This window comes from Dyella sp. SYSU CM1112, from assembly GCF_058216415.1.
In genome coordinates this window covers 63539-89883 of record NZ_JBZEGI010000011.1, presented here as the reverse complement: position 1 = coordinate 89883, position 26345 = coordinate 63539, and the positions used below count along the sequence as shown (strand labels likewise).

Sequence of the window (26345 nt, the reverse complement as noted above, 5' to 3'; positions counted from 1 at the left end):
CGCCCATCGGGGACAAAGGGAAAGATGCGTGAGCGATAGCGATCTCTTGAAGGCACTTCGTATCGAACGCCATCAGCGTGAGGATCATGGCGACGGACATGCACATCGTTGGCTATGGGGCGTGGGCATTATCGTCCTGGCGTCAGCTGCGGTTGCCGGGGGCTGGTGGTGGTTGCATCACCGACCCATACCCGTGCACACCGCCCAGGCTGTTGCGATGTCCAGTCAACCCACCGCAGGTGCCGTGCTACAAGCAACAGGCTATGTCACCGCACGACGCCAGGCTACGGTATCGGCGCAGATCACCGGCACGTTGACAGCGGTGCTGATCGAAGAAGGCGACCGCGTCAAAGCGGGTCAGATACTGGCGAAGCTGGATGACAGTCAGTACAAAGCCGCGTTGGACACAGCTATTGCTCAGGCCAAGGCGGCCCATGCATTGGTCGCGCAGTATCAGGCACAGCTGGCGCAGAACATGCGTGATGCCGCTCGCGACGATGTCCTGGCCAAGCAAGGCTTGGTTGCCAAGCAAGTGGCCGAGCAGGCGCACACACTTGTCGATAGCACCCGCGCTCAGTTGATTTCACAGCAAAAGCAGGCTGTTGCTGCCGATGCAGAAGTCGTCGAGGCGCAGGTCAATTATGGGTACTGCACCGTGCGAGCGCCATTTGATGGCGTGATTACCACCAAGGATGCGCAAGTCGGTGAAATCATCTCGCCGTTTTCCGCTGGCGGCGGCTTCACGCGTACCGGCATAGGCACCATCGTCGACATGGATTCACTGGAAGTGGACGTGGACGTCAATGAAGCCTACATCGGGCGCGTCAAACCGGATATGCCGGCCGAGGCCGTATTGGATGCTTATCCCGATTGGAAGATTCCTGCCCATGTGATCGCCATCGTGCCCGCTGCGGATCGTGGCAAGGCGACGGTGAAAGTACGCGTGGCACTGGAGCAGAAGGATCCACGCATCGTGCCGGACATGGGCGTGCGCGTGTCTTTCCTTGAAACCAAGCCGGCGGCTGCCGTGCAAGTCTCGAAGGGTGTGCTGGTGCCGGCCAAGGCGGTCGTGAAACGCGACGGTAATGACAGCATTTTCATCGTCGTCGATGGAAAGGCGATACGCCGGACGGTGCAGCCATCGCCGCAGGATTACGGAGATATGCGTCTGATTCCAGCCTCTATCAGCGCCGGCGACACGGTAGTGCTGTCGCCGCCGGACGATTTGCGTGATGGCGCAAGCGTAAGCGTAGAAACCCAATGATTAGGTATGCCGGTCGCGTTGCGATACGGCCATAACAGTTTCACTCGGGAGGTTGTAGCCATGGGTACGTTGATCGAAATTCGCGATCTTTCCAAAGTCTACGAGCGCGGCAGGCAGAAGGTCGAAGTGCTCCACCACATCAATCTCGATATCGCCGAGGGCGATTTCCTGGCGTTGATGGGACCTTCCGGCTCGGGCAAGACCACGCTGCTGAATTTGCTGGGCGGCCTGGATACGCCGACAGGCGGCAGCATCACCGTGGCGGGTCAGCACATCGATCAATTGGGCGCGAGTGCACTGGCACGATGGCGCGCTTCCAATGTGGGCTTCGTGTTCCAGTTCTACAACTTGATGCCCATGCTGAGCGCGCAAAAGAATGTCGAGCTGCCACTCCTGCTGACCAGGCTTTCTGCCGCGCAGCGCCGCAAAAATGCGTCCATTGCGTTGCAATTGGTAGGTTTGGCCGAACGTGCTTCGCATAAACCGAGTGAATTGTCGGGCGGCCAACAGCAACGCGTAGCGATTGCGCGCGCCATTGTGTCCGATCCGACCTTGCTCGTCTGCGACGAACCGACAGGTGATTTAGATCGTCAGTCGGCCGAAGAAGTCTTGGGTCTTCTACGCCAGCTCAATCGCGAACATGGCAAGACCATCGTGATGGTGACGCACGACCCCAAGGCAGCGGAGTACGCCGATCACATCCTGCATCTCGACAAGGGAACGCTGGTCGAGCAGGTCACGGCCTGAGGAGATATCGATGAAATATTTCCATCTAATTTGGGCTGCGCTATTCAGGCGCAAGACACGCACCATTCTCACCCTGGTCTCCATTGCCGCCGCGTTTCTTCTGTTCGGTATGCTCGACGCAGTACGCACGTCGTTCGATCAGGCCGGCGCAAGCGCCAACGGTGCGCGACGTTTGCAAGTAGGCTCCAAGCTATCGTTCATCGAGACGCTGCCGCAGGGGCTGGAGACACAGATCGCGCAGGTGCCCGGGGTGAAGTCTGTGGCCTATGCGAACTGGTTTGGCGGGGCTTATCAGGATCCGCACAACCAGATATTCAGTTTTGCCGTGAGTGATAACTATCTGGATCAGTATCCCGAAGTCGCCGTGAGCGATGAGGCGCGCAAGGCTTTTGCCACGACCCAGACCGGCATCCTTGTCGGCCAGGTGCTGGCCGACAAATACCACTGGAAGGTGGGTGACCAAATACCGCTGCAATCGACTATTTTTCCTCAGCACGACGGCAGCAAGAATTGGAAGTTCGATATCGTCGGCGTGATGCATGCGAAGGACAAAAGCATCGGCTGGTACGACCAGGTCATCTTGATGCATTGGAAGTATTTCGACGAAGGCACGCCGTTCAATCGAGGACAGGTTGGCTGGTACGTGGTCAACGTGAACAATGCAAACGAGGCGGACAAGGTCGCGCGGGCGATCGATGCCTTGTCTGCCAATTCCGACCATGAAACGCGCACTCAGACAGAAGCCGCTGCGTCCGCCTCCTGGATGAAGCAGCTGGCAGATATTGGTTTGATCGTAGGTTCCATCATGGGAGCGGTGTTCTTCACGCTGCTGCTGCTTACCGGCAACACCATGATGCAGGCGGTGCGAGAGCGCACCTCCGAACTCGCAGTGCTCAAGACCATCGGCTTTTCCAATCGAGGCGTGCTCGCCATGGTATTGGCGGAATCGCTGCTGTTGGTGTTGATCGGCGGCGTGGTTGGTATTGCCCTGGCATCGTTGTTGATCCCGGGTGTCAGCGCCGGCAGTGGGGGCCTGCTGAACCTGCCGACGGTGGGAACGGGCAGCTGGTTGCTCGGCATCGCACTGATGTTGGCAATTGGGCTGGCCGTGGGAGCTCTGCCTGCGTGGCGAGCGATGCGGCTCAACATTGTCGATGCATTGGCAGGACGCTGAGGAGCATGCTCATGAACATTCTGTTTAACCTGGGTCTGTTGCTGGCACTGGGGTGTTTCCTAGTCATCTGGACCGTCTTGCCCTGGCCAGCTGTGCTGGCACTGGCCGTCTTATTTGCTTTGTGGATGCTGTTGTCACGACGAGGCAGGCAAGCAGCTTCGGTGACTGCAGTGGGCGTCAGCACACTGCGTCAGCGCCTGGGTTCGTCTTCGGTAGTGGTGATCGGCATTGCCGGCGTGGTGGGCGTGCTGGTGGCTCTGCTCGCCATGGGGCAGGGTTATGCCGAAACCTTGCGCAAGACGGGCAGCGACGATACGGCGATCGTGATGCGTGGCGGCTCGGCGAGTGAAGTAATGTCAGTGATGGATCACGACAGCGTCGTGATCGTGCCGCAAGCACCAGGTATTGCGCGCGACAGTCGGGGCAGGCCGATTGCTTCGCCCGAAATCGTAGTGGCGGCGAATCTGCCGCTCAAAAACGCTACGTCACCGGACGATGAAGGCAGCGTGCAACTGCGCGGCGTAGGCGATGAGGCGTGGGCAGTCCGTCCCAACATCAAGATCACTGCCGGCCGTAAGTTCACGCCAGGCATGCGTGAATTGATCGTAGGGCAGGGCGCGCAGCGCCAGTTTGCCGGATTGGTGCCTGGGCACGAGATCAAGCTGGGCAACCAGGTCTGGACTGTCGTCGGTGTATTCGCATCCAATGATGCGTTGGATTCGGAGATCTGGGGTGATGCCGATACGGTCGCCTCTACCTATCGACGTGGTAGCAGCCGGGCATCCGTGACAGTGAAGTTGACTGACCCCCAAGCATTCCCGGCATTCAAGGCCGCGTTGGCCGCTGATCCACGCTTGAAGGTAGATGTGGATACCACGCTGGATTACTTCAGCAAGCAATCGGAAGGCATGAGCAAGGTCATGCGCATCATGGGCATCACGGTAGGTTTGATCATGGCGATCGGTGCCGTGTTCGGCGCGCTGAATACGATGTTTGCCGCGGTCGCCGCGCGCGCCCGCGAAATTGCTACGTTACGCGCCATTGGCTTTCGTGGTCTGCCGGTGGTGGTGGCGATCATGCTGGAAACAATGCTGCTTGCCTTGCTTGGCGGTGTGCTTGGTGGCGCGATCGCATGGTTGATTTTCAACGGTTACACAGCATCGACCATGGCGGCGGGAACGGTAGGACAATTGACCTTTGCTTTCCACGTTTCGCCCGCGCTGCTCTGGCAAGGTCTGAAATGGGCATTGGCAATTGGTTTTATTGGCGGCTTGTTTCCGGCGGTGCGCGCGGCGCGTCTGCCTGTGACGACGGCGTTGCGAGAACTCTGATGCAGAAGGCGGGCGCCGGTGAAAACCTGCGCCCGAACCATTCAGCGATTCCCTTGCCGCTGTCGGGCGAACGTAATGATGCCGACGCCAATCAGGATGATGGCCATGCCTGCGAGGTCATACGGTCCTACTTTTTCTCCCAGCAACATGACGCCGAACAGCACGGCAACCGGTGGATTGACGTAGGCGTAGCTGGTCGCCAGCGCTGGGCGTGCGTGCTTGAGTACGTAGAGGTACGCGCTGAACGCGATGAGTGATCCAAACACCACCAGATAGCCGGCGGCGAGAGTTGCGTGGAGGGTGGGATGCGCTGGTAACGTTTCGCCACCCAGCCATCCTCCGATAAGCAGGGCCGCGCTGCCGCAGAGCATTTGTGCTGCCGTGTTCATCATGCCGGATGGCATGTCCTGGCGGCGGCTCCAGACCGAACCGAACGCCCAGGCGATCGCAGCGGTCAGCAAAGCCGCCGCACCGATGTGCGAAGTGGAGAGCGAACTGCCGAAATTGAGCACCACGACGCCTAGGAAGCCGATGAGCAAACCTGTTGCCTCCCGGCGCGAAGGCCACTCGCGATAGAGGCCCGTAAAAACAGCAGCAAACAGCGGCATGCTGGCCACCGCCACCGCCGAAATACCAGAGCTGACACGCTCTTCCGCGTAGCACACCAGACCATTACCCAGGCCCAGCAGCAAGATTCCTGTAAACGCGGCATTTCGCCATTGACGTAGTGTCGGCATGGGTGTGCCCCGCAACGTCAGGTAGCCGAGCAACAGCGAGCCTGCCAGGGCAAAGCGAACACCTGCAAGCAAGAACGGTGGATAGCTTTGTAATGCGATGCGAATGGCGAGATAGGTCGAGCCCCATACGAGATAGAGCGCAAGCATGGCGATCGGTATCCACCTGCCTGCGTGCGTTTGCGTATCTGTCGCGGGAACGGCCTTGGTGGCGGACTCGGTCATTGGCATGTCTGTTGGGGCGAAGTCTGCACAATACCGGGGCCGCAGGTTTCGCCATAGCGAAAGCCTTGCAAGGCCATGTTGATATCGGATCAAAACGCAGATGCGCTGGGATGGCCGCATACGCGTACCGGCCATCGCGCAGGTGGCTAATTAGCGGAATGAATCTGCTGTGAGCAGCATGCTGTCGTTTGCGTGGTGTTGGCCTTCCGAGGCAAGCAAGGCACGCTTGCGTTCCACCCCCCAGCGCCAGCCACCCAACGAACCATCTTCGCGAACGATGCGATGGCACGGCACCAGAAGAGCAAGACGATTGCTACCGCAGGCCTGCCCAACGGCACGGGCAGCGCCTGGCTTGCCGAGTTCGGTCGCCAGTTCGCCATAGCTCTTGGTGGTGCCGGCAGGAATGCGCGTAAGCGCTTCCCATACACGCCACTGGAACGCTGTCGCTGCAACATCGAGAGGAGGCATCTCGGGTGCCTCACGATCGCTCCATCCCAGCTCGCGGGCGATGCGAGCGATCACGGCGTCCAACCATTCTTCCCGGCCATTGTCGACGCGCTCGCGGGAAGCCTTTGGAAATTCATCGGCAAGCCGTTGCTCCAGTTCCTGGTCGTTGCTGCCTAAGGTCACGGAGCAGATACCTTTGGCGGTGGCGGCAACCAGTAGCTGTCCGAGTGGCGTGCTGGTGGTGGTGTAGCGGACGTGAGCACCGGTACCGCCGGCGCGATAGCTGGCGGGTGTCATGCCGAGCAGGCGATTGGTGTGCTCATAAACACGGCTGCCAGAACCGAAGCCCGCGTCATACACCGCATCCGTCACCGCCGCACCGTTGCGTAGCGCGGTCTTGAATTGACCAAACCGGCGTGCACGATGGTATTCGGCTGGGCTCATGCCGTAGCGACGGCGAAAAGCCCGTTGCAGATGGCTCGGACTAAGCTTGGCTGCATCGGCGAGGGCGGTAAGGCTTGGCGCTTCCGTGGCATGCTCGATCAGCGCACGGACATGCTCCAGCGGTGCTTCAAGGGTGGCTAGGTTGTTGCGCATGGCGGTATCCGAATGGAATTTGCCACCAAGGTTAGAGACACCGCCGAGGGACAGCTATCCGGATCTTGCGCTCAGTGATGGGCGACCGGACGCGAGTGGCGTATGACTACGTATTCACCTTCCAGCACTTCCGGTTCACGGCTTTGCTGAGCAGGCGCGGGGGCCGAGACACGGCCGTGCTTCCATTGCCGCCATACCAGCCATAGTGCGCCGCCGACCATCAGCACGCCGGCTACGACCAGACCAAACACCATCAATACGCCGATGACGAACAGGCCCAACACCACCGACAGCGCCTGCGCGAGCGGGTGACGACGGCGGTGCATCAACGGTAGAACGATGCGCATGTTAAAAATCCGTATGGTAAAATCAAGGACTTACGTGTGTAACGATGAGGCCATAGCGCCTCCAAGGCAAGTGCCAATGGAAACTGCTGCATCTCCCCGCCGCCTTTGCCGCTTTCAAGACATGCCCGAAGGCGAAGCCATGGCCGTGGATGCCATGCTGCCTGGTGGAGAAGAGAGCGTGATCCTGCTGCGACTAGGCGAACGCGTGAACGCCTGGCTGAACATTTGTCCGCATGCAGGGCGACGTCTGGACTGGGCACCGGGCAAATTCCTGCTATCCAAAGGCATGCTGGTGTGCGCAGCGCATGGCGCCAGCTTCAACGTGGAGAATGGCGAATGCATCGGTGGTCCGTGCCGGGGCGAAAGCCTGCGAGTGGTGCCGGTGCGGGTGGAGCAGGGCGACGTCATCGTGGTAACGGATGAGGAAAATGAGCGGTGAGAAGCAGGCGTTCTTGCGCTTCTCAACGGCTTTCCGCGCAGCGCGGATTCAGAGCCGTGCGTCCACCTGTTCCTTCGGCAATACACCCTTGATGTCATAGACCACGCCATTGGGCATGGTGAGTGCGCGGACATCGTAAGAGCCACCCGTCTTGAATTGATGGTGTGCCACAGCAAGCACGACAGCTGCATAACTTCCGTTTGCTTCCACCTGGGGTAGCAGGGCCAGGCCGTAGCTCTTGCGTGCTTCATCCGCATCGGCCCACGGATCATGCACATCGACGGAAGCGCCGAAGCTTTCCAGTTCATGCACCAGATCGATCACACGGGTGTTACGCAGATCGGGACAATTTTCCTTGAAGGTAAGGCCAAGCACCAAGATACGACTGCCACGAATGGCATGCCCTTGTCCGACCATCAGCTTGATCACTTCGCTGGCGACATGCTGGCCCATGGCATCGTTGATGCGACGGCAGGCAAGCAGGATGTCCGGGTAATAACCGGTGGATTGCGCTTTCTGGATCAGATAGTAGGGATCGACGCCGATGCAGTGGCCGCCGACCAGGCCGGGCTGGAACGGCAGGAAATTCCATTTGGTGCCGGCGGCTGCAAGGACATCCTGTGTATCGATGCCCAGGCGGTGAAAGATCAGTGCGAATTCGTTGATCAAGGCGATGTTGGCATCGCGCTGGGTGTTTTCGATGACTTTGGCGGCTTCCGCCACTTTCAAGCTCGATGCCTTGTGCGTACCGGCGATGATGATGCGTGCATACAGCGCATCCACGAAATCCGCGGTTTCCGGCGTGGAGCCGGAGGTGATTTTGGGAATCGTGGTGAGGCGGCGCTGTTTGTCGCCTGGATTGATGCGTTCGGGGCTGTAGCCCACAGTAAAATCGCGGTTGAAATGCAGGCCTGACATGCGCTCCAGTTCGGGCACGCAGATTTCTTCCGTCGCTCCCGGATAAACGGTTGATTCGTAGATGACTACATCGCCGTGCTTGAGCACGCTGCCGACCATCTGGCTGGCGCGGATCAGCGGCGTGAAGTCAGGTCGCTTGTGTTCATCGACCGGGGTGGGGACCGTGATGATATAGACATTGCGCTCGCGCAATGCCTCGACGTCTGTAGTGAAGTTTAGTTGCGTGGCGTCCTTCAGTTCTTCCGTCGATGTTTCCTGATTGCCGTCCATGCCGCGCCGCAATGCATCCACGCGTGTGGCGTCGATGTCGTAGCCGAGCGTATCGAAAAAACGCCCGAACTCCACGGCAAGCGGCAGGCCGACATAACCCAGTCCGATAATCGCAAGACGAGGATCCCGAGGGTGCGTGGTCACAGATGTCCCGCCTGGTCAGAAGGTTGAGGCGAAGTCGTCAATCCCGTGCAGGCGGAAATCCAGACGGCGCTTTGACGTGGAAGCAAAAGGAAGGGTTGCGGGACGCGCTCCGATGTTGAAAGTCCTCTTGTGGGATGAAGGACAACAGGCATACCTAGCAAGATGTTTCCCCATCTCAGCACAAGCCACTAGCGGAACATGAGATTGATGACCACCAGGGTGATCACCAGCACGATAAACGTCAGCGGCACACCCGCGCGCAGAAAGTCTCTGCTGCTGTAGTCGCCGGGGCCGGTCACCATCATCAGGGCCGGGTGGCCGGAGCTCAACAGAAAAGTGTTGGACGACGAGACCGCGACAATCAGGGCATAAGCAGAGGGATTGCCGCCGGTGGCAACCGCCACGCTGATCGCCACCGGCACCATCATCACCGTGGCGCCTACGTTCGACATGACCTGCGAGAACAGCAGCGTGAGAATCGCGAGCGAGGTCTGCAGGATCCAGGGCGACGCATGTCCAAGATGCAGTAGCACTTCCTGCGCCACCCACGCGGCAGTACCGGTGGAATCCATCGACCAACCCAATGGAATGAGGCAGGCGGTGACAAAAATCGTTTTCCAGTTCACCGCCTTGTAAGCCTCGTCCATGTTCAGCACGCCGCTGAGCAGCATGCCGATCGCGCCCGTCATCATGGCGATGGAAAGGTCCAGGTTGGTGAAGAGTGCCAGGCCTTTTGCCAGCAGAAAGAAACCTACGGCCTGCCAGATTTTGTTCGGGCGCTGCTCTTCACGCGGGATGTCGGTGACAACGACCAGATCCTTTTCTTCGGAGGCTTCCTGTAAGGCTTTCCAACTGGAGTGAAGCACCAGCGTGTCGCCGGTACGCAGGCTCACCGAGCGCAGATCGTCGCGATAGACCTGATCGCCGCGCGTGATCGCAAGCACCGAGATGCCATAGCGTTTGCGCAAGCGAAGCTCGCCTACCGATTGTTTGAGGAAGCGTGAACTGGGCGGGATCACCGCCTCGGAAATACCTGCGCGAGTCGGATTGAACAAATCACCTAATTGACGCATGCGCGGCGAAACCCGGCACAGCTGGTTGTTGGCAAAGCGGTTCACTTCTTCGCGCGGCCCCAGCACGCCAAGCACCGAACCCACCCAGATCACCTGATCGGCTGGGGGTGCCATGCGCGCATCGTTACCACTCTTGATCGCCAGGATCAGCGGCGCACCATGCAATTGCTCGACTTCGCCGATACTCATGCCGACCAGCGGACTTTCTGCCGTGACTGTCAGCTCGGCGGTTTCCCCGACGATGCCATAGGTCTCGGCGAAGTAGCTTTCGGTGCGGCCGGGAGTCACTTTTTGCCGTTCGTCCTCCCGATCCGGCAACAGCTTGTTGGTGAAGAAATAAAAGAACAGGACGCCGGCCACGGCCAGCGCCAGGCCCACCGGCGTTACGCTGAAAAGGCCAAACTTCGGCACGGTCTGCGCGCCAGGAGGCAGGTTGGCGTTGGCGCTGGCGATCAGGTCATTGAGAACGATCAGCGGCGAGTTCGCGATCAGCGTGGTGTTGGTGGCGGTGAGAATGCAGAACGCCATCGGCAGCAGCAGACGCGAGATCGGCACGCCCGTACGTGCGGAGAGACGGCTGGTGACCGGGATCATGAGTGCGGCGAGCGCCTGGCTCGGAATCACCGCGCTGAACAGGCTGGTGACCGAATTGATCACGACCCCAAGGCGTGATTCCTTGCCACGAGCCATGCGCATCACGAACTGTGCGGTAAGGGCCAGTACGCCTGCCCGATCCAACCCGGCACCCATGATCATGATCGCGATGATGGCGATCACCGCGTTACCGGCAAAACCGTTGAAGACACGGTCGGATGGAATCAGGCCAGTGAGCCCGATCACTACCACCACCAGCAGCGCCACCATATCGGCGCGGATCCACTCAAACACCAGCATAAGCATGGTGAAACACACCAGCCCAAGCACAAGGATCATTTCCGGGGTGAGGGTAAGCGCCACTAGGGGTCGCCCCTATCGGAAGGCGGGCAAGGCTGGCGGCGATTGGACAGCGGTTGCTTCACGCGATGGCTCTTCCCTGTTTGGCCTGGAAGTATAAGGGGCAGCTATGGCGTACTGGTGAACCGTTCCCGCATTTGCCGCAGGAACGCTATGGGTCGGTTCGGCGATAGAGCAGATCCCAGACGCCATGCCCCAGCTTCATGCCACGGCGCTCGAAATGCGTTTCGATGCGCCAATCCGGTTTCTCGGCATATTGGCCGGGGCCTACGGCGTTGCGCCATGCTGGAGCGGATTCCATGACCTCAAGCATGTGCTGCGCATAGGGTCCCCAATCGGTAGCCAGATGCAGGAGACCGCCCGGCGCTACATGCTTGGCGACCAAACCGACGAATTCGGGTTGAATGATGCGGCGCTTGTTGTGACGCTTCTTATGCCAGGGGTCGGGAAACCAGATACGTACTTCCGCAAGATGCCCAGGCGGGATTTCACGTTCCAGTACTTCCACAGCGTCATGTTTATAGAGGCGGACATGGGTGGCGTTACGCGCAGCCAGTGCGTTCATCAGCCGTCCAACGCCGGGGCCGTGTACCTCGACGCCAAGGTAATCGCGAACCGGATCGTGCTCGCTGGCCCAGGCGAGCGCTTCGCCGTTACCGAAACCGATCTCCATCACGCGTGGTGCGTGGCGTCCGAAATGCACGTCGAAATCCTGCAGCGTGCCGGTGAAATCGATGCCGAAGCGTGCCCAGTGTGATTCGAACGCACGTTGCTGCGCGGGTGTCATGCGGCCTTCCCGCAACACGAAGCTGCGGATACGGCGAAGATGGGTGTCGTTGTCAGATGAATGGGTCATGCGAGTCGTTACGCGCACCTTTCCGAGAGCGGGTGGGTGACAGATGTTCCGGCGTAAGAGAACACGCCGAGGCGTGGCTTTGTCAGGGCGCTCAAGGTCGCTTTGACCGTGAGTTGCCCGATATCCGGAGGAAGGTAAGGGCAAGGCTCTCTCTGCGAGAGACTCACCTTTTTCAGCCAATGGTACCGTCGATGGGGCTGGACGCCGATGCAAAACGCTTGCGTGGAATGCGTCCGGCGCGAAAGGCGGCGCGGCCTGCCTCGATGGCAAGTTTCATCGCATGCGCCATCAAGACCGGATCCTTGGCGCCAGCGATGGCCGTGTTCATCAGTACCCCATCGCAGCCCAGTTCCATCGCGATGGCAGCGTCGGAAGCGGTTCCCACGCCGGCATCGACGATGATCGGCACCTTTGCGTTCTCGATGATTTCCAGCAAGTTGTAACGATTCTGGATCCCAAGGCCGGAGCCGATCGGGGCCGCCAGTGGCATGACAGCGACGCAGCCGATCTCCTCAAGTTTTTTGGCGAGGATGGGGTCATCGCTGGTATAGACCATCACCTCGAATCCATCCGCCACCAGTTGCTCGGCAGCCTTGAGGGTTTCCACGACATCGGGGAACAAGGTGCGTTCGTCACCGAGCACTTCCAGCTTCACCAACTTATGGCCATCCAATAGCTCGCGTGCCAGTTTGCAGGTACGCACAGCATCCGTGGCGTTGTAGCAGCCGGCCGTATTGGGCAGCAGGGTGAACTCCTTCGGCGGCAGCGCGTCGAGCAGATTCGGTGCGTTCGGATCCTGGCCGAGATTGACGCGCCGGATGGCGGCGGTAACGATCTGCGCCCCGGCGGCGAGGGTAGCCCGGCGCGTCTCGTCGAGATCTTTGTATTTGCCGGTGCCGGTCAGCAGGCGTGAACCGTAAGGCTTGCCGGCGATGATCAGGGAATCGGTAGTGTCGGAGGTTTTGATATTCATGGCAGAAGCTGCGACCGCGGGTGCTTTGGAATGGAGAAGGAAGCGATCAACCGCCGCCGATGGCATGCACGATTTCCACATGATCGCCCTCGCGCAGCGCATGTCCATCATGCAGGCTGCGCGGCACGATTTCGTGATTGACCTCGACGGCAACCCGCCGGCCTGCGTATCCCGCGTCGTTTAGCAATTGGGAAACGCTGATGTTGTCCGCGCAATCGTGCGGATGACCATTGAGGGTGATATGCATCCATCCATTGTAACGGCAGAGGCCCGGCGATTGGCCGGGCCTCGCCTCACGATCAGTGTTGATTGTCGGTTTTGGCCGGTGGTGCGTAGCCGTGGGGGTGCGGCGCGCTTGGGGGATGAGGTGCCTGCCCAGGATGTCCGGCAGGCGGATGGGCATAGGGCTGCGCTTGTTCGTACCGGTACGGCGTGGGGTGGTAAGAAGGGTTGGAGATGGGGGCGCGTTGAGCAGGCATAGAGGTGCGAGGCTGCTCGGGCACGTATTCGTGCGATCGCTCAGCGGCATTGAAGCGTTGCTGCTCGTTGATGGGTTCTTGCCGTAATCGTTCTTCCTCGGAGGGATTCGGTCGCGCTTGCGGCTGTGGCTGTGCATAGCGTGGAGACGATTCCACCGGATGAATTTGTTGCGCGGACTCGAAGTGCGGCACCCGGGGCAGGGTCGGCGGTGCTGTAGCGCGGGAGGGCGTCTGCGGCAGCCGCTGCGTCTGCGGCATTGCATGTCCCGAAACAATGTTTGGCGCGGATGAGCCACGCACGCCTAGGTCGAGTACTCGTACGTGGGATGCAGGCTGGTTTGTATGAAGGCCGCCTTCGGCTCGAGCCGCAGGAGCAGGTGCTCTCGCCGCGACTACCGGGCGGTTGAATCCCGCCGCGGGAAGTGGGCGTGCATTCACGCTGCGCGGCCGCCCAAAGCTTGCCGTGGACGGTCGCTGCGGCACAGCCGATGCAGCGACCGGGGCAGCGGCCATCTGTCTCGGAGTGAGGCGTATCTGGCTGCTTTGCACATTCCGCGCGCTGGCGAACGCTTGCGCGGAAACAGCGGTGAAGGCATGTGGCAAATTCCGATTGGCATAGGTCACACCGGTGATGGGACGCCCGGCGCGGTAAAAGTTGTATTGGCCATTGATATGCCCGATGACGGTGGCACGGTTATAGCGACGGCCGATCGCGATGTTGGTGAGGTTGACGTTGGTGTAGTAACGGCGTGAGGCGCGATACCAAGGGTTGTAGACCTCATGCGGGCCGAGCGGAAACCACCCGACCGGGCCACCAGCGCCCAGGCCGACGAAAGCTACCAGGGCTGGCGCATAGATCGGACGGACATGCGGCGGCCCGGGTATCCATCCCCATCTTCCGCGCACGAAGATCCATCGACCGTAGTGGTAAGGCGCAAAACCCCATGGCAGTCCATCCACCCAGGTCCAGCCCCATGGGGCAATCCACACCCAGTGTCCGAAACGGTACGGCGCCCATCCCGCAACTACGTTGTCGGGATACCAGACGGGGCCATAGTCATCGTCCACTTGCCAATCGCCGTACTGGTTCAAATCCTGCGCGCCGACGACCGCATCCGGCACGTAATCGACCTGGTTCGCGCTTGCGTATTGAGCATCGCGTTCACTGCACCAGGCATCGAACGCATCGCGGCCTTCGATGTCGCTCACCATGACGTTATTCAACGACGCGTTGGCGAACTGATAGCTGCGGCCACTGAATACTTCCCGCTGGGCATGGTTTTCGCCGTAAACCGTCGCGCCGCCATCGAACACCGTAACGGTGGTGGAGCTGCCATCGGTGGGTACGTCTATCCGGAACGTGCCGGGCTGACTGATCACTAGAGCCAGTGTTGGGGTGTCGATCTCGTAGCTCGAGCCCTCGTCAAGGCTTCGTACCGTCAAGCTCACCGTTCCTTGGGTGAGCTCAAACTGGCCAATGTCGGCGTTGAGATTGAGCACTCCGATATCACTTTGGCCGCTCAGCCGTAGCGAGGCCCCGCCTAATTCGAGTTCGGCTCGTGAATCAGCGCCACTGGATAACTTGTCCCCATTGGTAAGCGGCCGATTGACATCGGCAGCGCTCCATTCTGTGCTGCCGGCCGGCATCAAGCCGAGATCGCCAGACGCATACGAAAGCCGGGCAACGCGAGCGGGTGGATCGCCGGCATCGCCTTGGCTGCTTTCATCCTGAGCATAGGCCAGCCCGACGAAAAGCATGAGTGCCACAATCCATAGCAACCGCCAGCAGCGCGAAAAGGAGACGGCATTCTCAGGCACGCGCATGATTCTCTCCTTGCTGTAAGGCGCGAAAGCGGTCGCGCTTCCGTTGAAGTGGGGAGGAGTGGCGGCCCGATTATGAGCGCGTTGTGTCTGTGCGGACATGGACCGCAAAGGTTGAATCCGGAGCAATTCAGGTGGCCGCTATCTAGGATTCACTCGGCGTTGCCATGGCTTGCAGCAACAGGATTCCAAAAGCCGGGGCCGCCGGTTACCATCGTCCGGCGATGCGGGTGTAGCTCAATGGTAGAGCTGTAGCTTCCCAAGCTACTGACGAGGGTTCGATTCCCTTCACCCGCTCCATTTCCCCTCCCCGGTCCCCACCGAGAATTCCAAACCCGACAGCGTGAGCTGCTGACATGGCGGACGTGATTACCCTCGGTTGGCGGGAACGGCTGGCGTTGCCTCAGTTCGGTATTTCTGCGCTCAAGGCAAAGCTCGACACCGGTGCTCGCAGCAGTTCGTTGCATGTGGACGAACTGGAGACTTTCGTGCGCGATGGCCAGACATGGCTGCGTTTCATGGTAGGGCTCGGTCGCCGATCAGCGCGACAGGTGCAATGCGAAGCACCTGCATTGGACCGGCGCATAGTGGTCGACACAGGTGGTGGTCGCAGCGAACGGTGGTTTATCCGTACCGAGGTGATGCTGGCCGGCCAGCGCTTCGAGGTTGACATAAATCTGACGGATCGCCGGCACATGCTATTTCCCATGTTGTTGGGGCGCACGGCCTTGGTCGGGCGATTCGCAGTGGATCCCGCCCTTTCCTACACCCTTTCCAGGCCTGCGCCGATGATGGACAGACCATGAAAATTGCCATTCTTTCGCGTAATGCGCGGCTGTATTCCACCCAGCGTCTGGTGGAAGTGGCGCGCGAGCGCGGTCATGTGGTGCGCGTGCTCGATCCCTTGCGCTGTTATGTGCGGATCGCCCCTGGCGAAGTGGAAATCCGCTACAAGGGCAAAGCCTTGCATGACATCGACGCGGCAATCCCGCGCATCGGTACGTCGAGCACGTTTTACGGCACCGCGGTGTTGCGCCAGCTGGAAATGATGGGTGTATACACCCCCAATTCGTCCGATGCGGTATTGCGCGCACGCGACAAGTTGCGATGCCTGCAGATTCTGGCGGCAAAGGGGCTGGATATGCCGGTGACGGTATTTGGCGACAATCCGGATGACACGACCGACGTGCTGGATCTGCTCGGCGATCCTCCGCATGTCATCAAACTCAACGAGGGAAGTCAGGGCACCGGTGTGGTGCTGGCCGAAAAACGCAGTGCGTCGCAAAGCGTGGTGGAGGCATTCCGTGGCCTGTACGCCAACTTCCTGGTGCAGGAGTTTATTGCCGAAGCCAAGGGGAGTGACCTGCGTTGCTTCGTCGTGGGCGGTCAGGTGGTCGCTGCGATGCAGCGTGAAGCGGTCGCGGGTGAATTCCGCGCCAATCTGCATCGGGGTGGCACGGCCATCGCAGCCAAACTGACGCCGGCCGAGAAACGCATTGCGGTGAGGGCGGCTGATGCGCTCGGGCTGGGCATTGCCGGCGTGGACGTTCTGCGTTCCAACCGTGGTCCGCTGGTGTTGGAGGTCAATGCATCGCCAGGGCTGGAGGGTATCGAGGCGGCAACGGGGGTGAATGTGTCCGCGTGCATCATCCAGCATCTGGAGCGTAACGCCGGCAAACCTGCACGATAAGGAGCTGCGTTGTATCACGGCTTCACATAGCCGCGACGCACGTGCGAGGCTCATTAACCTGGCAGTGAGTACGGGTTAACTGCGGCGTAACCCCCCCACCCCTATAAAGGCCCCACTGTTTGTTTGCTCGCTACTTCAATCGCAAGGGCGACAGCAGACGACGGTATCGGGGCAGTAGCTTCAGCCCGGGTGCGGCGACGCATGGTCGCGGTATCCGGGCTTTTCTTTGCCCGAAAATCAGAGGCGGCGATGGGCGTTCAGCGTGGCGCTTAACATTTGCGGCCTTCACTCGTTAAGCTTGAAACACCGCCGGCGTGTTCCGGCTGCGTAGCGGAGAAGCGCATGCGCGTTCTAGTCATTGAAGATAACAGCGATATTGCCACCAATATCGGCGATTACCTCGAAGATCGGGGTCATGTGGTCGATTTTGCGGGAGATGGAGTGACCGGCCTGCATCTGGCCGTCGTGCATGATTTTGATGTCATCGTGCTCGATTTGACCCTCCCGGGCATGGATGGCCTGGACGTCGCCCGCAAGTTGCGCCATGAAGCGCATAAGCAAACCCCCGTGCTGATGCTGACCGCACGCGATGCGCTCGAACAGAAGCTCACGGGGTTCGAATCGGGTGCTGACGATTACATGACCAAGCCGTTCGCGCTGCAGGAACTGGCGGCCCGTCTGGAAGTGCTGGCACGCCGCGGCAAAGGTCCGCAGAGCCGGGTACTGAAAGTGGCCGATCTCACCTACAACCTGGATACGTTGACGGTAACTCGGGATGGCAAGTCCATCCAGCTCAATCCGATCGGATTGAAATTGCTGCAGGCATTGATGGAAGCCAGTCCGTCTGTCGTCACGCGCCAGGACCTGGAACAGAAAGTGTGGGGCGAAGAGTTGCCTGACAGCGACAGCTTGCGCGTGCATATCCACGGATTACGCGCGGCGATCGACAAGCCTTTCGAGAAGGCTTTGATCCACACTCGCCATGGCATTGGTTACCGAATGGTCGATCCGGATGCAGTCCAGGCGTAAGCTGCGGTTCCGCCTGATTGTTTCGTTCGCGCTGTTCGGATTTGGCCTGAGCGCGTTGTTTGCCGCGGCGTCACTGTATGTGCGCGCCAAAGTCGAGGATCAATTAGTCGCGGCGGCGGTGCAAAACGATATCGACCAGGCCGTCGATAGCGTCATTGCCCATCCAAACCAGCAATACAATTCGGAGTTGCTCGAAGCGTGGATCAAGAGCGATCGCACGCTGTACAAGATGCCGCTTGCCTGGCAAAACCTGGATACCGGCGTGCATGACATGTACGAGGTCGATGCGAGCGGGCATACCAAGCACTACAAGCTGGCGGTACGCCGCAAGGACGGCATCATTGGATTCGAGCGCTATGACATCAGCCGAGAGGATCTGGGCAAGCGGCAGTTGATCACGGCGCTGAGCGCTGCGGTGATTCTTTTCAGCCTGCTCTCGCTCGCCATCGGCCTATGGTTGTCACGGAAAGTGCTCAAGCCAGTGAGCGAGCTTGCGCAGAGACTGCGTGATTTTCGCAAGGCAGGCCGGGCCGAGCCGCTCGCTCCTCATTTTGCAGACGATGAAGTAGGCGAACTGGCGCAGGCGCTCGACGAGTATTCGGCACGTCTCACGGCGATGGTCGAGCGTGATCGCGAATTCAACTCCGACGTAAGTCATGAATTGCGCACGCCGCTGGCCGTGATCGCCAGCACGACCGAGCTGCTGCAAGGCTCGCCTGATCTCACCGACAAGTTGCGCGAACGCCTCAAGCGTATTGAACGCGCCTCGCGCCAGGCGACCGAGTTGATTGAGGCGCTATTGTTGCTGTCCCGCGCGGAACGTCGCGGGCCCACTCGCGGCGAAACGACGGAGGTCGCCAAGGTGGCTGCCGACGTGATCGAAAGTCAGCGCCCGCAGATGCGCGATAAGCCGATCGAAATCGAACTGCTCCAGGAAAGCCAGATAACCGTCAATGCGCCGGCATCGGTCTTGTCGGTGGCGTTGACCAATCTGATCGGCAACGCCATCAAATACACGCTGGAGGGCCGCGTGACGGTGCTGGTGGAGAAAGGACGTATCGACATCATCGATACAGGCCCCGGCATCAAGCCAGAAGATGCAGAGCGTCTATTTCAGCGTGGTGTACGCGGTGAAGGTGCCGGGGGAAGTGGCGCCGGCCTCGGACTGGCCATCGTGCGGCGTCTTTGCGAATTGTACGGCTGGGATGTTTCGATCAGGCCGCGCACGGATGCGAATGGCGCGATCGCCAGTATTGTTTTCGACCGCAGCAGCGCTTGATGCTTCACGTTCAGACGCTGCTTGGAAGAAGGTGCTGCTCGTCGCATGCTGTATGCCGCGCACCATCGCGCTCGGATTTTTATGATTGGCTGCTTGCGCGCAAGCAGCCAATCGATACAAGCAGATTTCCGCTTTCGCGGGAATGACGAACATAAGAAGCGTTTGTCATCGCCATGCGCTGTTCTTTCGCTGGCTATGATTGTTGGATGAGCCTAGAGAAGACGCATCAGCATTCGATGACGTTCACGGCCAGGCCGCCGCGTGATGTTTCCTTGTACTTGTCTTTCATGTCGCGACCGGTATCGCGCATGGTCTTGATTACTTTGTCCAGCGAAACGCGATGCTTGCCGTCGCTGCGCAGTGCCATGCGGCTTGCATTGATGGCCTTGACCGAGCCCATGGCATTGCGTTCGATGCAGGGAATTTGCACCAGGCCGCCGATCGGGTCGCAGGTTAATCCGAGGTTGTGTTCCATGCCGATTTCGGCAGCGTTTTCGATTTGCCACACACTGCCGCCCAATGCCGCGGTAAGGCCGCCTGCCGCCATCGAGCACGCCACGCCCACCTCGCCCTGGCAACCCACTTCGGCGCCTGAAATCGAGGCATTTTCCTTGTAGAGGATGCCGATGGCTGCTGCGGTAAGCAGAAAATCGACGATCCCGTTTTCGTCGGATTTCGGGCAAAAGCGATGATAGTAGTGCAGCACGGCCGGCACGATGCCGGCGGCACCGTTGGTCGGAGCGGTAACGACGCGTCCGCCAGCGGCATTCTCTTCGTTGACTGCCAAGGCGTAGAGATTCACCCAATCGAGAATGGTGAGTGGATCCTTGAGCGATGCTTCTGGCTGGTTACGCAATTCCGCAGCCATGGCAGGCGCTCGGCGTGCCACCTTGAGGCCGCCGGGTAATACACCCGGGGAGCGCAAGCCGCGCTCGACGCAGCCTTGCATGGCTTTCCAGATATTCAGCAGCCCTACGCGCACGTCCGCTTCGCTGCGCCAAACCTTTTCGTTTTCCAGCATGAGCTGCGCGATGGTCATGCTGTATTGCTCGCACAGCGCAAGCAGCTGTTGCCCCGTGGCAAAAGGATAAGGCTGCTCAGTGGTATCGGCGACGATGCGGTCTTCCGCTGCTTCGTCGTGGTTTACGACGAAACCGCCACCGACGGAATAATAATCACGCGTGGCGAGTTCATTGCCGTCGGCATCGTAGGCAGTGAAGCGCATGCCGTTGGTATGGAACGGAAGCTTTTGGCGCTTATTGAAAACCAGGTCGCGTTTTTCGTCGAAGTCGATTTCGTGTTTGCCGAGGACGCGAATGCGATGACTCGTCCGCACGCGTTTCAGGAGGTCGGGAATATGGTCGGGATCGACCGTATCCGGATGCTCGCCTTCGAAGCCGAGCAGCACCGCCTTGTCTGTGCCGTGCCCGCGCCCAGTCATCGCCAGGGAGCCATAAAGTTCCGCGCGCACGCGATCGACCCGATCGAGCACGCCTTTTTCTTCCAGCCAGCGTTCGGAAAAGCGGGCGGCGGCTCGCATGGGTCCCACCGTATGGGAGGAGGACGGCCCGATGCCGATCTTGAAAATGTCAAAAGCGCTGACAGCCATGGAGGTTCTACGGTAAAGGGAGCGAACTCGCTATTCTACGCGGGCATCTCACCAAGGGCATGCTGTGCGCGCACGTATGGCTGATTTTGTGCTTTATCAACGCGATTACTGTCATCTTTGCGACCAGGCGCTAGCCGTGCTGGCGCAAGCGCGCGTGCCCGATTTTGACAGCGTTTGGATCGACGATAGCGAGGAACTGGCGCAGCGTTACGGCACGCGCGTACCGGTCTTGCGCGATGTGAGCAGGGGACGGGAGCTGGATTGGCCTTTTGATGTAGCAGCCGTGGCGCGGTGGATGAGTGCAGCGTGACAGATACAACACCGATTGCGAGCGCCGCCATCGAATGAGCTGACGCAGACCTTCGAAGCCAGCGCTCGCGAATTGCTTCTGTCTGCAGCTTATTTTGCTTTGAGCAACAGATGTGCGGTGACTTTCACGTCAGGTCCGATCACCGACGTGTCGGCATATTGGCCGCCGCCCACGCCGAAATCGAGCCGCTTGACGGTGCCATTCACATCCAGCGTGGCGCCACCAGCTTGTGGCTTGAAGACCACGTTCAAGCTCACCGGCTTGGTCACTCCGCGCAGGGTCAACACGCCATCGGCGATCACCTGGCTGCCTTGCTGATGAAAGGCAGTCGTCACGAAGTGCGCTTGCGGATATTTCGCGACATCGAAGAAGTCAGTACCGGGCAAGGCACTGTCACGATCGGAATCGCCGGTCTTGACGCTGGATAAGTCGACTGTCACATCGAATTTTGAGGTGGAGAGCTTGGCGGGGTCGTAGCTGATGGCCGCCGTCCACTTGCCGAAGTGCCCATCGAAGCTGCTGCCCTGGAAGCTGCTGGAAAATCCCAGGGTGCTAGCGGGCTGCAGCGTGTAGTCAGTAGCCATGGCGACACATGGCACGGCAAGCGTCAGCAGCAAGGCACAAGCGACGAAACGGGTGCGGAAGGTCATGAAAGCTCTCCAGAGGGTGTTTTTTTCTGCTGCACGCGACCAAACGGCAGCATGCGGCGCAACACGTTGTCGCGGTCGAAAACGTGATGTTTCAGCGCTGCACCGACATGACCGATAAGCACCAGCAGCAACAGGTAAAACAGATATTCATGCACTGCATGGGCGATGCGCGCCATGTCGTCATTTTTCGCGGCGAGGGCAGGAAGATTGAAGAGTTTGAACCACTGCAGCGGGTAGCCATGCAGCGAATTGAACCACCAGCCGGTCAAGGGAAGCGCGAGGATGAAGCCATAGAGCAAGACGTGAGTGGCGTGCGCCACGATGCGTTGCCAGCGCGGAGCGGGTTCATCCGGCGGCGCGCCATCGTACAGGCGCCAGGCAAGCCGTAATGCGAATAGCGCCAGAATGGTCAGGCCGATCGACTTATGCAGCGCATAGATGTTGATCTTGCTCATCGAGGGGGACATCTCCGTCATCAGCAAGCCCCAGATGCCGTTGCCGAGAATCCCCAAGGCAACGATCCAGTGAAACCATTTGCTGACGGCTCCCCACTGATGCTTGTCGCTACGCAAACTCATGGATGCTCCTTGTCGTTGGTGGGCATCTGACTGTCGCGAATACCTTCGAGTTCCAGCCAGACCGCCACGTCATGGCCGATCGCGCGAGGAAAGCTCTTGATGCCGAAGGCAGTGCGGTCGAGCATGGCAGTAGCGGAAAACCCCGCGATGGTATGCAGCCCATAAATGGTTTTGCCGATCCGATTGACGCGGAAAGCGATGTCCAGCGGCTGTTTCACGCCATGCAGCGTCAACACGCCATGCAGCACCCCATGCGTCGCATCCTTGCGCTCCACCGATGTGCTGACGAAATGTGCCGTCGGATATGTCTTGCAGTCCAGCAGCGAGGCTTTGCATACAGCCTGATTCCAGGCTGTATCGCCCATGTCGAGGCGATCCAGGGCGATATCCAGTTCCGTGCTGGATTGAGACCAGTCGTCAGGATCGAAACGAATCCATCCGTGTGCGATATGCAATCGCCCGAATGGCCGGGAGAAACCGTCATGGTCGATGCTGAAGACAATTTGGCTGTGCACCGGATCGTATCGGTAGGTATCGACAGCGGCACGGGCGGATTGTGTCAGCGACACGCCCACCATGCATAACGCCAGAAATAAGCGAAGAGGCCAGCGATTCATGCCCGGCAGTCTGGCGGAAACGTGCCGGGGTCGCCAGCGCAAGGGAGGGAACGGATCGTTGCCCGGACAGAACGACGCTGTTTCACGAGAGACATGCGGTTGTCGTGGGGATTTGGCATGATGCATCCTCGCGTGGGGCGCAGTAGGGTACCGCCCCGCTTGACGTGCCTTGGGGGGCCATTGTGGCGGTTTCTTGGTTGGGGCTGGCCTTCCTGCTGGGTATTTCCATGCCCAGCGGGCCTGCACCTTCGGCATCCGTGGCCTCCGCCCCGACGCCTCGGGCTGCGGTTGATGCCCCCGATGCCGCGCCGTTGCCTACCCCTCAATTCCGTCGCTACGGCATGGAAGATGGTTTGCCGAGCAGTGCCGTCTATGCGGTGGCGCAGGACCATGATGGAGCGATGTGGTTTGGCACCAAGGGGGGCATCGCTCGTTTCGACGGGCTGCATTTCCAGGTGTTCCGGCACGTCGAGGACGATCCCGATTCGCTGTACAGCAACGAGATCTCTTCCCTGATCGTGGGTAGCAAGGGAAAGATCTGGGCCGGCGGATTGGATGCAGGACTGAATCGCTACGACCCCGTCACTCGAAAGTTCACGCATTGGGGGCACGATCCCTCCGATCTTCAAAGTCTGGCCAGCGATCGTGTGTGGGTGATCGCACAGACCCCTGATGGTTCAATCTGGGTGGGTACCAGCGTAGGCCTCGATCGCATGCAGCCTGACGGGCATGGTTTCGAGCACGTGGTCAATCCCCTGATCGGACTGTATCCCGGCGATTTCGGCACAGTGGGTGCCCTGTATGTCGATCCACAAGGGCGGCTATGGATCGGTTCCGATCGAGGCGTGTTCCGTCGCAATACGGACGGCACGTTTGATCGCATCCAGCCGGCGGATCCGAATCAATCCATGAATGCATGGCGCATCGAGGGTAATGGCGATGAGGTACGCATCGCCACCGATCGGGGGTTGTTGGTCGTCGGCAGCGATGGATTGGCGCGATTGTTCGGCGCGTCGGTGATTCCGCATGACACCAACGTAATGGCCAGTATCAGGGACACAACTGGTCACCTCTGGATCGGTACACAACAGGGCATGTACTTGCAGACGCGCCCCAAGGGTCCTGTCACCTCCTTGACCAACCAGCCGATGCTGTATGGCGACTTGCCGGGTACCTGGGTGTGGCAGATGCTGGTCGATCGGGAAGGTGGACTGTGGGTGACGCTGATTGATGGCGGTGTGGCTTACCTGGCGCCGGGTTGGAACAACTTCAGCCGTTTTACGCATATACCCGATGATCCGGACAGCCTGCGCGACTCCATGGCCACGACCATGGCTCAAGGGCGGGACGGTCGCCATGTATGGGTGGGCGAGCGGGATGGCCGCATCGACCGCCTCGATCCAGTTACGGGCAAGGTCGAGCACGTAGTCAGCGGTTTGCGTGGACGCGTGCAAGGCATGACCGAAGACGATCATCAGCGCCTCTGGATTGCCATGCAGGGAGCGCTCTACCGGTATGACTATGTGCACGATCGCCTTAGACAGGTCGATCCGCAGATGACGCGGCTGGGACGGCCGCTGGAAGTGGAGCCGGGGCTGGACGGCAAGATGTATGCACGTACTTTTGGTCACGGCATTTTTCGCATCGATCCGGACACGCTGGCGATTTCTGAAGTCGCCATGGACAAGCCTAATGAGAAGGTGATGTGGGGCAGCGAAATGACGCTGCACAAAGGCACATTCTGGTATGCGAGCGACGGTGGCCTCATGTGGCTCGATCGTTCGCGCGACCGTTTCGTCATGGTTCCCGGTGTGCCGGTGGGCAAATCCGTCCACGCCTTTGACTTCGATCGCACGGGCATATGGCTGGTTACCGATGATGGGCTCAGCCATTACCACCTGCACGGCGATGGCTTGGCGCTGGATCGCACCGTGGGTGTCGATAACGGCTGGCCTTCGCTGCAAGCGGTGGATCTGGATGTCGATTGCTTGGGGCGTATATGGATCTTCAGCATCGACGGACTGTGGCGCTTCGATCCCGGCAATGGCCATTTTCATGCGATCAGCATGCAGAGCGGCTTGACCAATGGCGAGTTCAGCCGCGGATACGCCCTTCTTCCCAATGGCTACCTCTATGCCGCCACGGTGGGCGGTGTCATCGGCTTCAATCCGGACAAGATTGATATGCCGGCTGTTAAGCCGCAGGTGTCCATTACGCAAATCACCGTGCAGCGAAATGGCGTCGAACGGAATCTATCGCTGAATCATCAGCCGATTAAAATCGGCTGGCGGGATAGCCAGCTGCATATCCAGGCGCGCGTGTTTTCCTATGTCAACCCGCTGGCCAACCAGTATCGGTTCCGCCTTGACGGTTTCGATTCCGATTGGGTTGATCGGGACAATCATGGCGAGCGCGAATTTGCCGGGCTGGGCAGCGGCGATTACAGCCTTGAGATCAAGGCGCGTGGGGCCGATGGCGGGTGGGTGCAGTTGGCTGCTCCATGGCGCATTACCGTGCAGGCGCCGCCGTGGTTGCGATGGTGGGCATGGCTGCTTTACGCAGTGTGCGCCGCATTGCTGGCGTTCCTGGCGCTGCTGGCTTGGCGCCGCCGGATGGCGCATCGCCATCGCATCCAATTGGTCGAGCAACGTCATCAGGTGGCGGAGCAGGCGAGTGCGGCCAAGAGTCAGTTCCTGGCGACGCTCAGCCATGAGATCCGCACCCCCATGACGGGCGTGATGGGCATGGCCGAACTGTTGCTGGCGACACCGTTGAGCGAGCTGCAGCGCGAATACGCTGAATCCATACAGCGCGCCAGTCACGTTCTGCTGAAGCTCTTGAGCGATGCCTTGGATTTGGCGCGCATCGAAGCAGGCAGGCTGATGCTGGAACTGGCGCCTTTCGATTTGCCGTCGCTGCTGCAGGATGTGGTCTACCTGCAGAAAAACGCAGCGCAGGGCAAAGGGATCTCGCTGGATCTGAGCATCGACGAGGGCGTGCCGGCATCATTGGTAGGTGATGCGTTGCGTATTCGCCAGGTGCTCTTCAATCTTGTGAACAACGCGGTCAAGTTCACCGAACATGGTGGCGTGCGCATCCATGTCGGCTGGGGCGATGGCCTGTTAGCGGTGGAGGTGTCCGACACCGGTCCGGGAATTTCAGAAACCAGCCGTGTCCGTCTGTTCCGCCGCTTCGAGCAAGACGATGGGCCTCAACGCAGCATTGGTAGTGGCCTGGGTCTGTCGATCTGCAACGAGCTTGTCGGTCTGATGGGTGGTGCCATGACGCTGGAATCGGCTCTGGGCGAGGGCAGCACGTTTCGAGTGCGCATCCCTTTGCAGGCTGTCCTGAAAGCCATCGATACCACGCTGGGCGATTCGCGCGCCTGGAGCGGGCAGGCCATGGACGTGTTGTTGGTGGAAAGCGATGACACGTCAGCGAATGCCATTCGCGGGATGTTGGAGCATCAGGGACATCGTGTGCGTTGTGCGAGCCATGGCTTGAATGCGCTTGCCGAGCTGACGACGGGGCCGTGCGATGTGATGTTGCTGGATGTCGATCTGCCTGGCATCGACGGATTTCAGGTTGCCCAGTTGATCCGTTACGGTGAAAGCCCCGGCGAACATTTGCTGATCGTCGCTATGACCACGCGTGGCCGGGAGGAAGCCGTCATGCGTGGCCGTGAGGCCGGTGTGGACGGGTTCCTGCACAAGCCGATCACCGGTGCCGAGCTGTCCTCGGCCTTGCAGGCTGCACGGGCTATGCGGCCTGCAGTGCACACGGCGTAGCC

At 59.8% G+C, this 26345-nt stretch carries 24 protein-coding genes and 1 tRNA gene; 12 read left to right on the top strand and 13 right to left on the bottom strand.

The features are described 5' to 3' along the window. Positions 1-28: 28 nt before the first annotated feature. Genes AC4HNJ_RS15655 through AC4HNJ_RS15640 form a run of 4 tightly spaced genes read left to right on the top strand, consistent with a single transcriptional unit; the run spans position 29 to position 4516 of the window. Positions 29-1264: an efflux RND transporter periplasmic adaptor subunit gene (locus AC4HNJ_RS15655; RefSeq protein ID WP_490480520.1), complete on the top strand. Its 1236-nt coding sequence runs from the start codon at positions 29-31 to the stop codon at positions 1262-1264. A 60-nt stretch (positions 1265-1324) separates the two neighbouring features. Further along, complete coding sequence (locus AC4HNJ_RS15650; RefSeq protein ID WP_490480519.1) at positions 1325-2011, top strand: ABC transporter ATP-binding protein; 687 nt, start codon at positions 1325-1327, stop codon at positions 2009-2011. Between the two features lie 10 nt (positions 2012-2021). Then, positions 2022-3185 carry an ABC transporter permease gene (locus tag AC4HNJ_RS15645; RefSeq protein WP_490480518.1) on the top strand — a complete coding sequence of 388 codons (1164 nt, stop codon included), beginning with the start codon at positions 2022-2024 and terminating at the stop codon, positions 3183-3185. Positions 3186-3196: 11 nt separating this feature from the next. Continuing rightward, the gene (locus tag AC4HNJ_RS15640; protein ID WP_490480517.1) at positions 3197-4516 is read left to right on the top strand and encodes an ABC transporter permease; all 1320 of its coding nucleotides are present in this window, start codon (positions 3197-3199) and stop codon (positions 4514-4516) included. Positions 4517-4557: 41 nt separating this feature from the next. On the opposite strand, the gene yedA is transcribed toward AC4HNJ_RS15640, so the two are convergent. The 3 genes from yedA to AC4HNJ_RS15625 all read right to left on the bottom strand — a co-directional run bounded on the left by yedA (position 4558) and on the right by AC4HNJ_RS15625 (position 6866). Next, positions 4558-5475, bottom strand: coding sequence for a drug/metabolite exporter YedA (gene yedA / locus AC4HNJ_RS15635; protein WP_490480516.1), 918 nt, complete (start codon positions 5473-5475; stop codon positions 4558-4560). A 150-nt stretch (positions 5476-5625) separates the two neighbouring features. Continuing rightward, complete coding sequence (locus AC4HNJ_RS15630) at positions 5626-6519, bottom strand: methylated-DNA--[protein]-cysteine S-methyltransferase (RefSeq protein ID WP_490480515.1); 894 nt, start codon at positions 6517-6519, stop codon at positions 5626-5628. A 71-nt stretch (positions 6520-6590) separates the two neighbouring features. Further along, a complete protein-coding gene (locus AC4HNJ_RS15625; protein ID WP_490480514.1) occupies positions 6591-6866 on the bottom strand; it encodes a hypothetical protein in 276 nt (91 codons plus the stop codon). 76 nt (positions 6867-6942) lie between these two features. Here AC4HNJ_RS15625 and AC4HNJ_RS15620 point away from each other — a divergent pair, with 76 nt between their 5' ends. Next, the gene (locus AC4HNJ_RS15620; protein WP_490480513.1) at positions 6943-7305 is read left to right on the top strand and encodes a Rieske (2Fe-2S) protein; all 363 of its coding nucleotides are present in this window, start codon (positions 6943-6945) and stop codon (positions 7303-7305) included. Between the two features lie 48 nt (positions 7306-7353). Here AC4HNJ_RS15620 and tviB read toward each other — a convergent pair whose 3' ends face one another. The 6 genes from tviB to AC4HNJ_RS15590 all read right to left on the bottom strand — a co-directional run bounded on the left by tviB (position 7354) and on the right by AC4HNJ_RS15590 (position 14796). Further along, the gene (gene tviB, locus AC4HNJ_RS15615; RefSeq protein WP_490480512.1) at positions 7354-8637 is read right to left on the bottom strand and encodes a Vi polysaccharide biosynthesis UDP-N-acetylglucosamine C-6 dehydrogenase TviB; all 1284 of its coding nucleotides are present in this window, start codon (positions 8635-8637) and stop codon (positions 7354-7356) included. Between the two features lie 188 nt (positions 8638-8825). Beyond that, positions 8826-10643 (bottom strand): SLC13 family permease, encoded by a 1818-nt coding sequence (locus AC4HNJ_RS15610; protein WP_490480603.1) that lies wholly within the window; start codon positions 10641-10643, stop codon positions 8826-8828. Positions 10644-10815: 172 nt separating this feature from the next. Continuing rightward, entirely contained in the window at positions 10816-11520 is a 705-nt protein-coding gene (trmB, locus tag AC4HNJ_RS15605; protein ID WP_490480511.1) for a tRNA (guanosine(46)-N7)-methyltransferase TrmB, read from the bottom strand. A 172-nt stretch (positions 11521-11692) separates the two neighbouring features. Beyond that, complete coding sequence (locus AC4HNJ_RS15600) at positions 11693-12493, bottom strand: thiazole synthase (protein ID WP_490480510.1); 801 nt, start codon at positions 12491-12493, stop codon at positions 11693-11695. Between the two features lie 46 nt (positions 12494-12539). Beyond that, positions 12540-12740, bottom strand: a complete 201-nt coding sequence (thiS, locus tag AC4HNJ_RS15595; RefSeq protein WP_490480509.1) for a sulfur carrier protein ThiS — start codon at positions 12738-12740, stop codon at positions 12540-12542. 52 nt (positions 12741-12792) lie between these two features. After that, positions 12793-14796, bottom strand: a complete 2004-nt coding sequence (locus AC4HNJ_RS15590) for a DUF6600 domain-containing protein (RefSeq protein ID WP_490480508.1) — start codon at positions 14794-14796, stop codon at positions 12793-12795. Between the two features lie 223 nt (positions 14797-15019). Here AC4HNJ_RS15590 and AC4HNJ_RS15585 point away from each other — a divergent pair. From AC4HNJ_RS15585 to AC4HNJ_RS15565, 5 genes are all read left to right on the top strand, one after another. Continuing rightward, positions 15020-15093, top strand: a tRNA-Gly gene (locus AC4HNJ_RS15585). A 56-nt stretch (positions 15094-15149) separates the two neighbouring features. Next, the gene (locus tag AC4HNJ_RS15580; RefSeq protein WP_490480507.1) at positions 15150-15599 is read left to right on the top strand and encodes an ATP-dependent zinc protease family protein; all 450 of its coding nucleotides are present in this window, start codon (positions 15150-15152) and stop codon (positions 15597-15599) included. Further along, positions 15596-16483, top strand: coding sequence for a 30S ribosomal protein S6--L-glutamate ligase (rimK, locus tag AC4HNJ_RS15575; RefSeq protein WP_490480506.1), 888 nt, complete (start codon positions 15596-15598; stop codon positions 16481-16483). The genes AC4HNJ_RS15580 and rimK overlap by 4 nt, the downstream gene beginning before the upstream one ends. A gap of 342 nt (positions 16484-16825) precedes the next feature. Then, positions 16826-17512, top strand: coding sequence for a response regulator transcription factor (locus tag AC4HNJ_RS15570; protein ID WP_115494911.1), 687 nt, complete (start codon positions 16826-16828; stop codon positions 17510-17512). Next, positions 17496-18791 (top strand): sensor histidine kinase, encoded by a 1296-nt coding sequence (locus tag AC4HNJ_RS15565; protein ID WP_490480602.1) that lies wholly within the window; start codon positions 17496-17498, stop codon positions 18789-18791. The genes AC4HNJ_RS15570 and AC4HNJ_RS15565 overlap by 17 nt, the downstream gene beginning before the upstream one ends. A 226-nt stretch (positions 18792-19017) precedes the next feature. On the opposite strand, the gene AC4HNJ_RS15560 is transcribed toward AC4HNJ_RS15565, so the two are convergent. Continuing rightward, positions 19018-20400, bottom strand: a complete 1383-nt coding sequence (locus AC4HNJ_RS15560) for an L-serine ammonia-lyase (RefSeq protein WP_490480505.1) — start codon at positions 20398-20400, stop codon at positions 19018-19020. A 76-nt stretch (positions 20401-20476) separates the two neighbouring features. Between AC4HNJ_RS15560 and AC4HNJ_RS15555 the strand changes: the two genes are divergently transcribed. Further along, the gene (locus AC4HNJ_RS15555) at positions 20477-20710 is read left to right on the top strand and encodes a glutaredoxin family protein (RefSeq protein ID WP_490480601.1); all 234 of its coding nucleotides are present in this window, start codon (positions 20477-20479) and stop codon (positions 20708-20710) included. An 89-nt stretch (positions 20711-20799) separates the two neighbouring features. On the opposite strand, the gene AC4HNJ_RS15550 is transcribed toward AC4HNJ_RS15555, so the two are convergent. From AC4HNJ_RS15550 to AC4HNJ_RS15540, 3 genes are read right to left on the bottom strand one after another with little or no spacing between them, the layout of a single operon-like run. Then, positions 20800-21360: a YceI family protein gene (locus tag AC4HNJ_RS15550; RefSeq protein ID WP_490480504.1), complete on the bottom strand. Its 561-nt coding sequence runs from the start codon at positions 21358-21360 to the stop codon at positions 20800-20802. Next, positions 21357-21938 carry a cytochrome b gene (locus AC4HNJ_RS15545; RefSeq protein WP_490480503.1) on the bottom strand — a complete coding sequence of 194 codons (582 nt, stop codon included), beginning with the start codon at positions 21936-21938 and terminating at the stop codon, positions 21357-21359. The genes AC4HNJ_RS15550 and AC4HNJ_RS15545 overlap by 4 nt, the downstream gene beginning before the upstream one ends. Next, a complete protein-coding gene (locus AC4HNJ_RS15540; RefSeq protein ID WP_490480502.1) occupies positions 21935-22555 on the bottom strand; it encodes a YceI family protein in 621 nt (206 codons plus the stop codon). Before AC4HNJ_RS15540 ends, AC4HNJ_RS15545 begins: the two co-directional genes overlap by 4 nt. 182 nt (positions 22556-22737) lie before the next feature. Here AC4HNJ_RS15540 and AC4HNJ_RS15535 point away from each other — a divergent pair, with 182 nt between their 5' ends. Then, complete coding sequence (locus AC4HNJ_RS15535) at positions 22738-26343, top strand: hybrid sensor histidine kinase/response regulator (RefSeq protein ID WP_490480501.1); 3606 nt, start codon at positions 22738-22740, stop codon at positions 26341-26343. Positions 26344-26345: the final 2 nt, after the last annotated feature.

Excerpts from the sequence above, each read along its gene's own strand:
- AC4HNJ_RS15625 (WP_490480514.1), bottom strand. The coding sequence starts at position 6,866 with ATGCGCATCGTTCTACCGTTGATGCACCGCCGTCGTCACCCGCTCGCG.
- AC4HNJ_RS15600 (WP_490480510.1), bottom strand. The coding sequence starts at position 12,493 with ATGAATATCAAAACCTCCGACACTACCGATTCCCTGATCATCGCCGGC.
- AC4HNJ_RS15560 (WP_490480505.1), bottom strand. The coding sequence starts at position 20,400 with ATGGCTGTCAGCGCTTTTGACATTTTCAAGATCGGCATCGGGCCGTCC.
- AC4HNJ_RS15630 (WP_490480515.1), bottom strand. The coding sequence starts at position 6,519 with ATGCGCAACAACCTAGCCACCCTTGAAGCACCGCTGGAGCATGTCCGT.
- AC4HNJ_RS15555 (WP_490480601.1), top strand. The coding sequence starts at position 20,477 with ATGGCTGATTTTGTGCTTTATCAACGCGATTACTGTCATCTTTGCGAC.
- yedA (WP_490480516.1), bottom strand. The coding sequence starts at position 5,475 with ATGACCGAGTCCGCCACCAAGGCCGTTCCCGCGACAGATACGCAAACG.
- AC4HNJ_RS15590 (WP_490480508.1), bottom strand. The coding sequence starts at position 14,796 with ATGCGCGTGCCTGAGAATGCCGTCTCCTTTTCGCGCTGCTGGCGGTTG.
- trmB (WP_490480511.1), bottom strand. The coding sequence starts at position 11,520 with ATGACCCATTCATCTGACAACGACACCCATCTTCGCCGTATCCGCAGC.
- AC4HNJ_RS15540 (WP_490480502.1), bottom strand. The coding sequence starts at position 22,555 with ATGAATCGCTGGCCTCTTCGCTTATTTCTGGCGTTATGCATGGTGGGC.
- AC4HNJ_RS15550 (WP_490480504.1), bottom strand. The coding sequence starts at position 21,360 with ATGACCTTCCGCACCCGTTTCGTCGCTTGTGCCTTGCTGCTGACGCTT.
- AC4HNJ_RS15650 (WP_490480519.1), top strand. The coding sequence starts at position 1,325 with ATGGGTACGTTGATCGAAATTCGCGATCTTTCCAAAGTCTACGAGCGC.
- AC4HNJ_RS15620 (WP_490480513.1), top strand. The coding sequence starts at position 6,943 with ATGGAAACTGCTGCATCTCCCCGCCGCCTTTGCCGCTTTCAAGACATG.
- AC4HNJ_RS15645 (WP_490480518.1), top strand. The coding sequence starts at position 2,022 with ATGAAATATTTCCATCTAATTTGGGCTGCGCTATTCAGGCGCAAGACA.
- AC4HNJ_RS15545 (WP_490480503.1), bottom strand. The coding sequence starts at position 21,938 with ATGAGTTTGCGTAGCGACAAGCATCAGTGGGGAGCCGTCAGCAAATGG.
- rimK (WP_490480506.1), top strand. The coding sequence starts at position 15,596 with ATGAAAATTGCCATTCTTTCGCGTAATGCGCGGCTGTATTCCACCCAG.
- AC4HNJ_RS15570 (WP_115494911.1), top strand. The coding sequence starts at position 16,826 with ATGCGCGTTCTAGTCATTGAAGATAACAGCGATATTGCCACCAATATC.
- thiS (WP_490480509.1), bottom strand. The coding sequence starts at position 12,740 with ATGCATATCACCCTCAATGGTCATCCGCACGATTGCGCGGACAACATC.
- AC4HNJ_RS15580 (WP_490480507.1), top strand. The coding sequence starts at position 15,150 with ATGGCGGACGTGATTACCCTCGGTTGGCGGGAACGGCTGGCGTTGCCT.
- AC4HNJ_RS15610 (WP_490480603.1), bottom strand. The coding sequence starts at position 10,643 with ATGATCCTTGTGCTTGGGCTGGTGTGTTTCACCATGCTTATGCTGGTG.
- AC4HNJ_RS15565 (WP_490480602.1), top strand. The coding sequence starts at position 17,496 with ATGCAGTCCAGGCGTAAGCTGCGGTTCCGCCTGATTGTTTCGTTCGCG.
- AC4HNJ_RS15640 (WP_490480517.1), top strand. The coding sequence starts at position 3,197 with ATGAACATTCTGTTTAACCTGGGTCTGTTGCTGGCACTGGGGTGTTTC.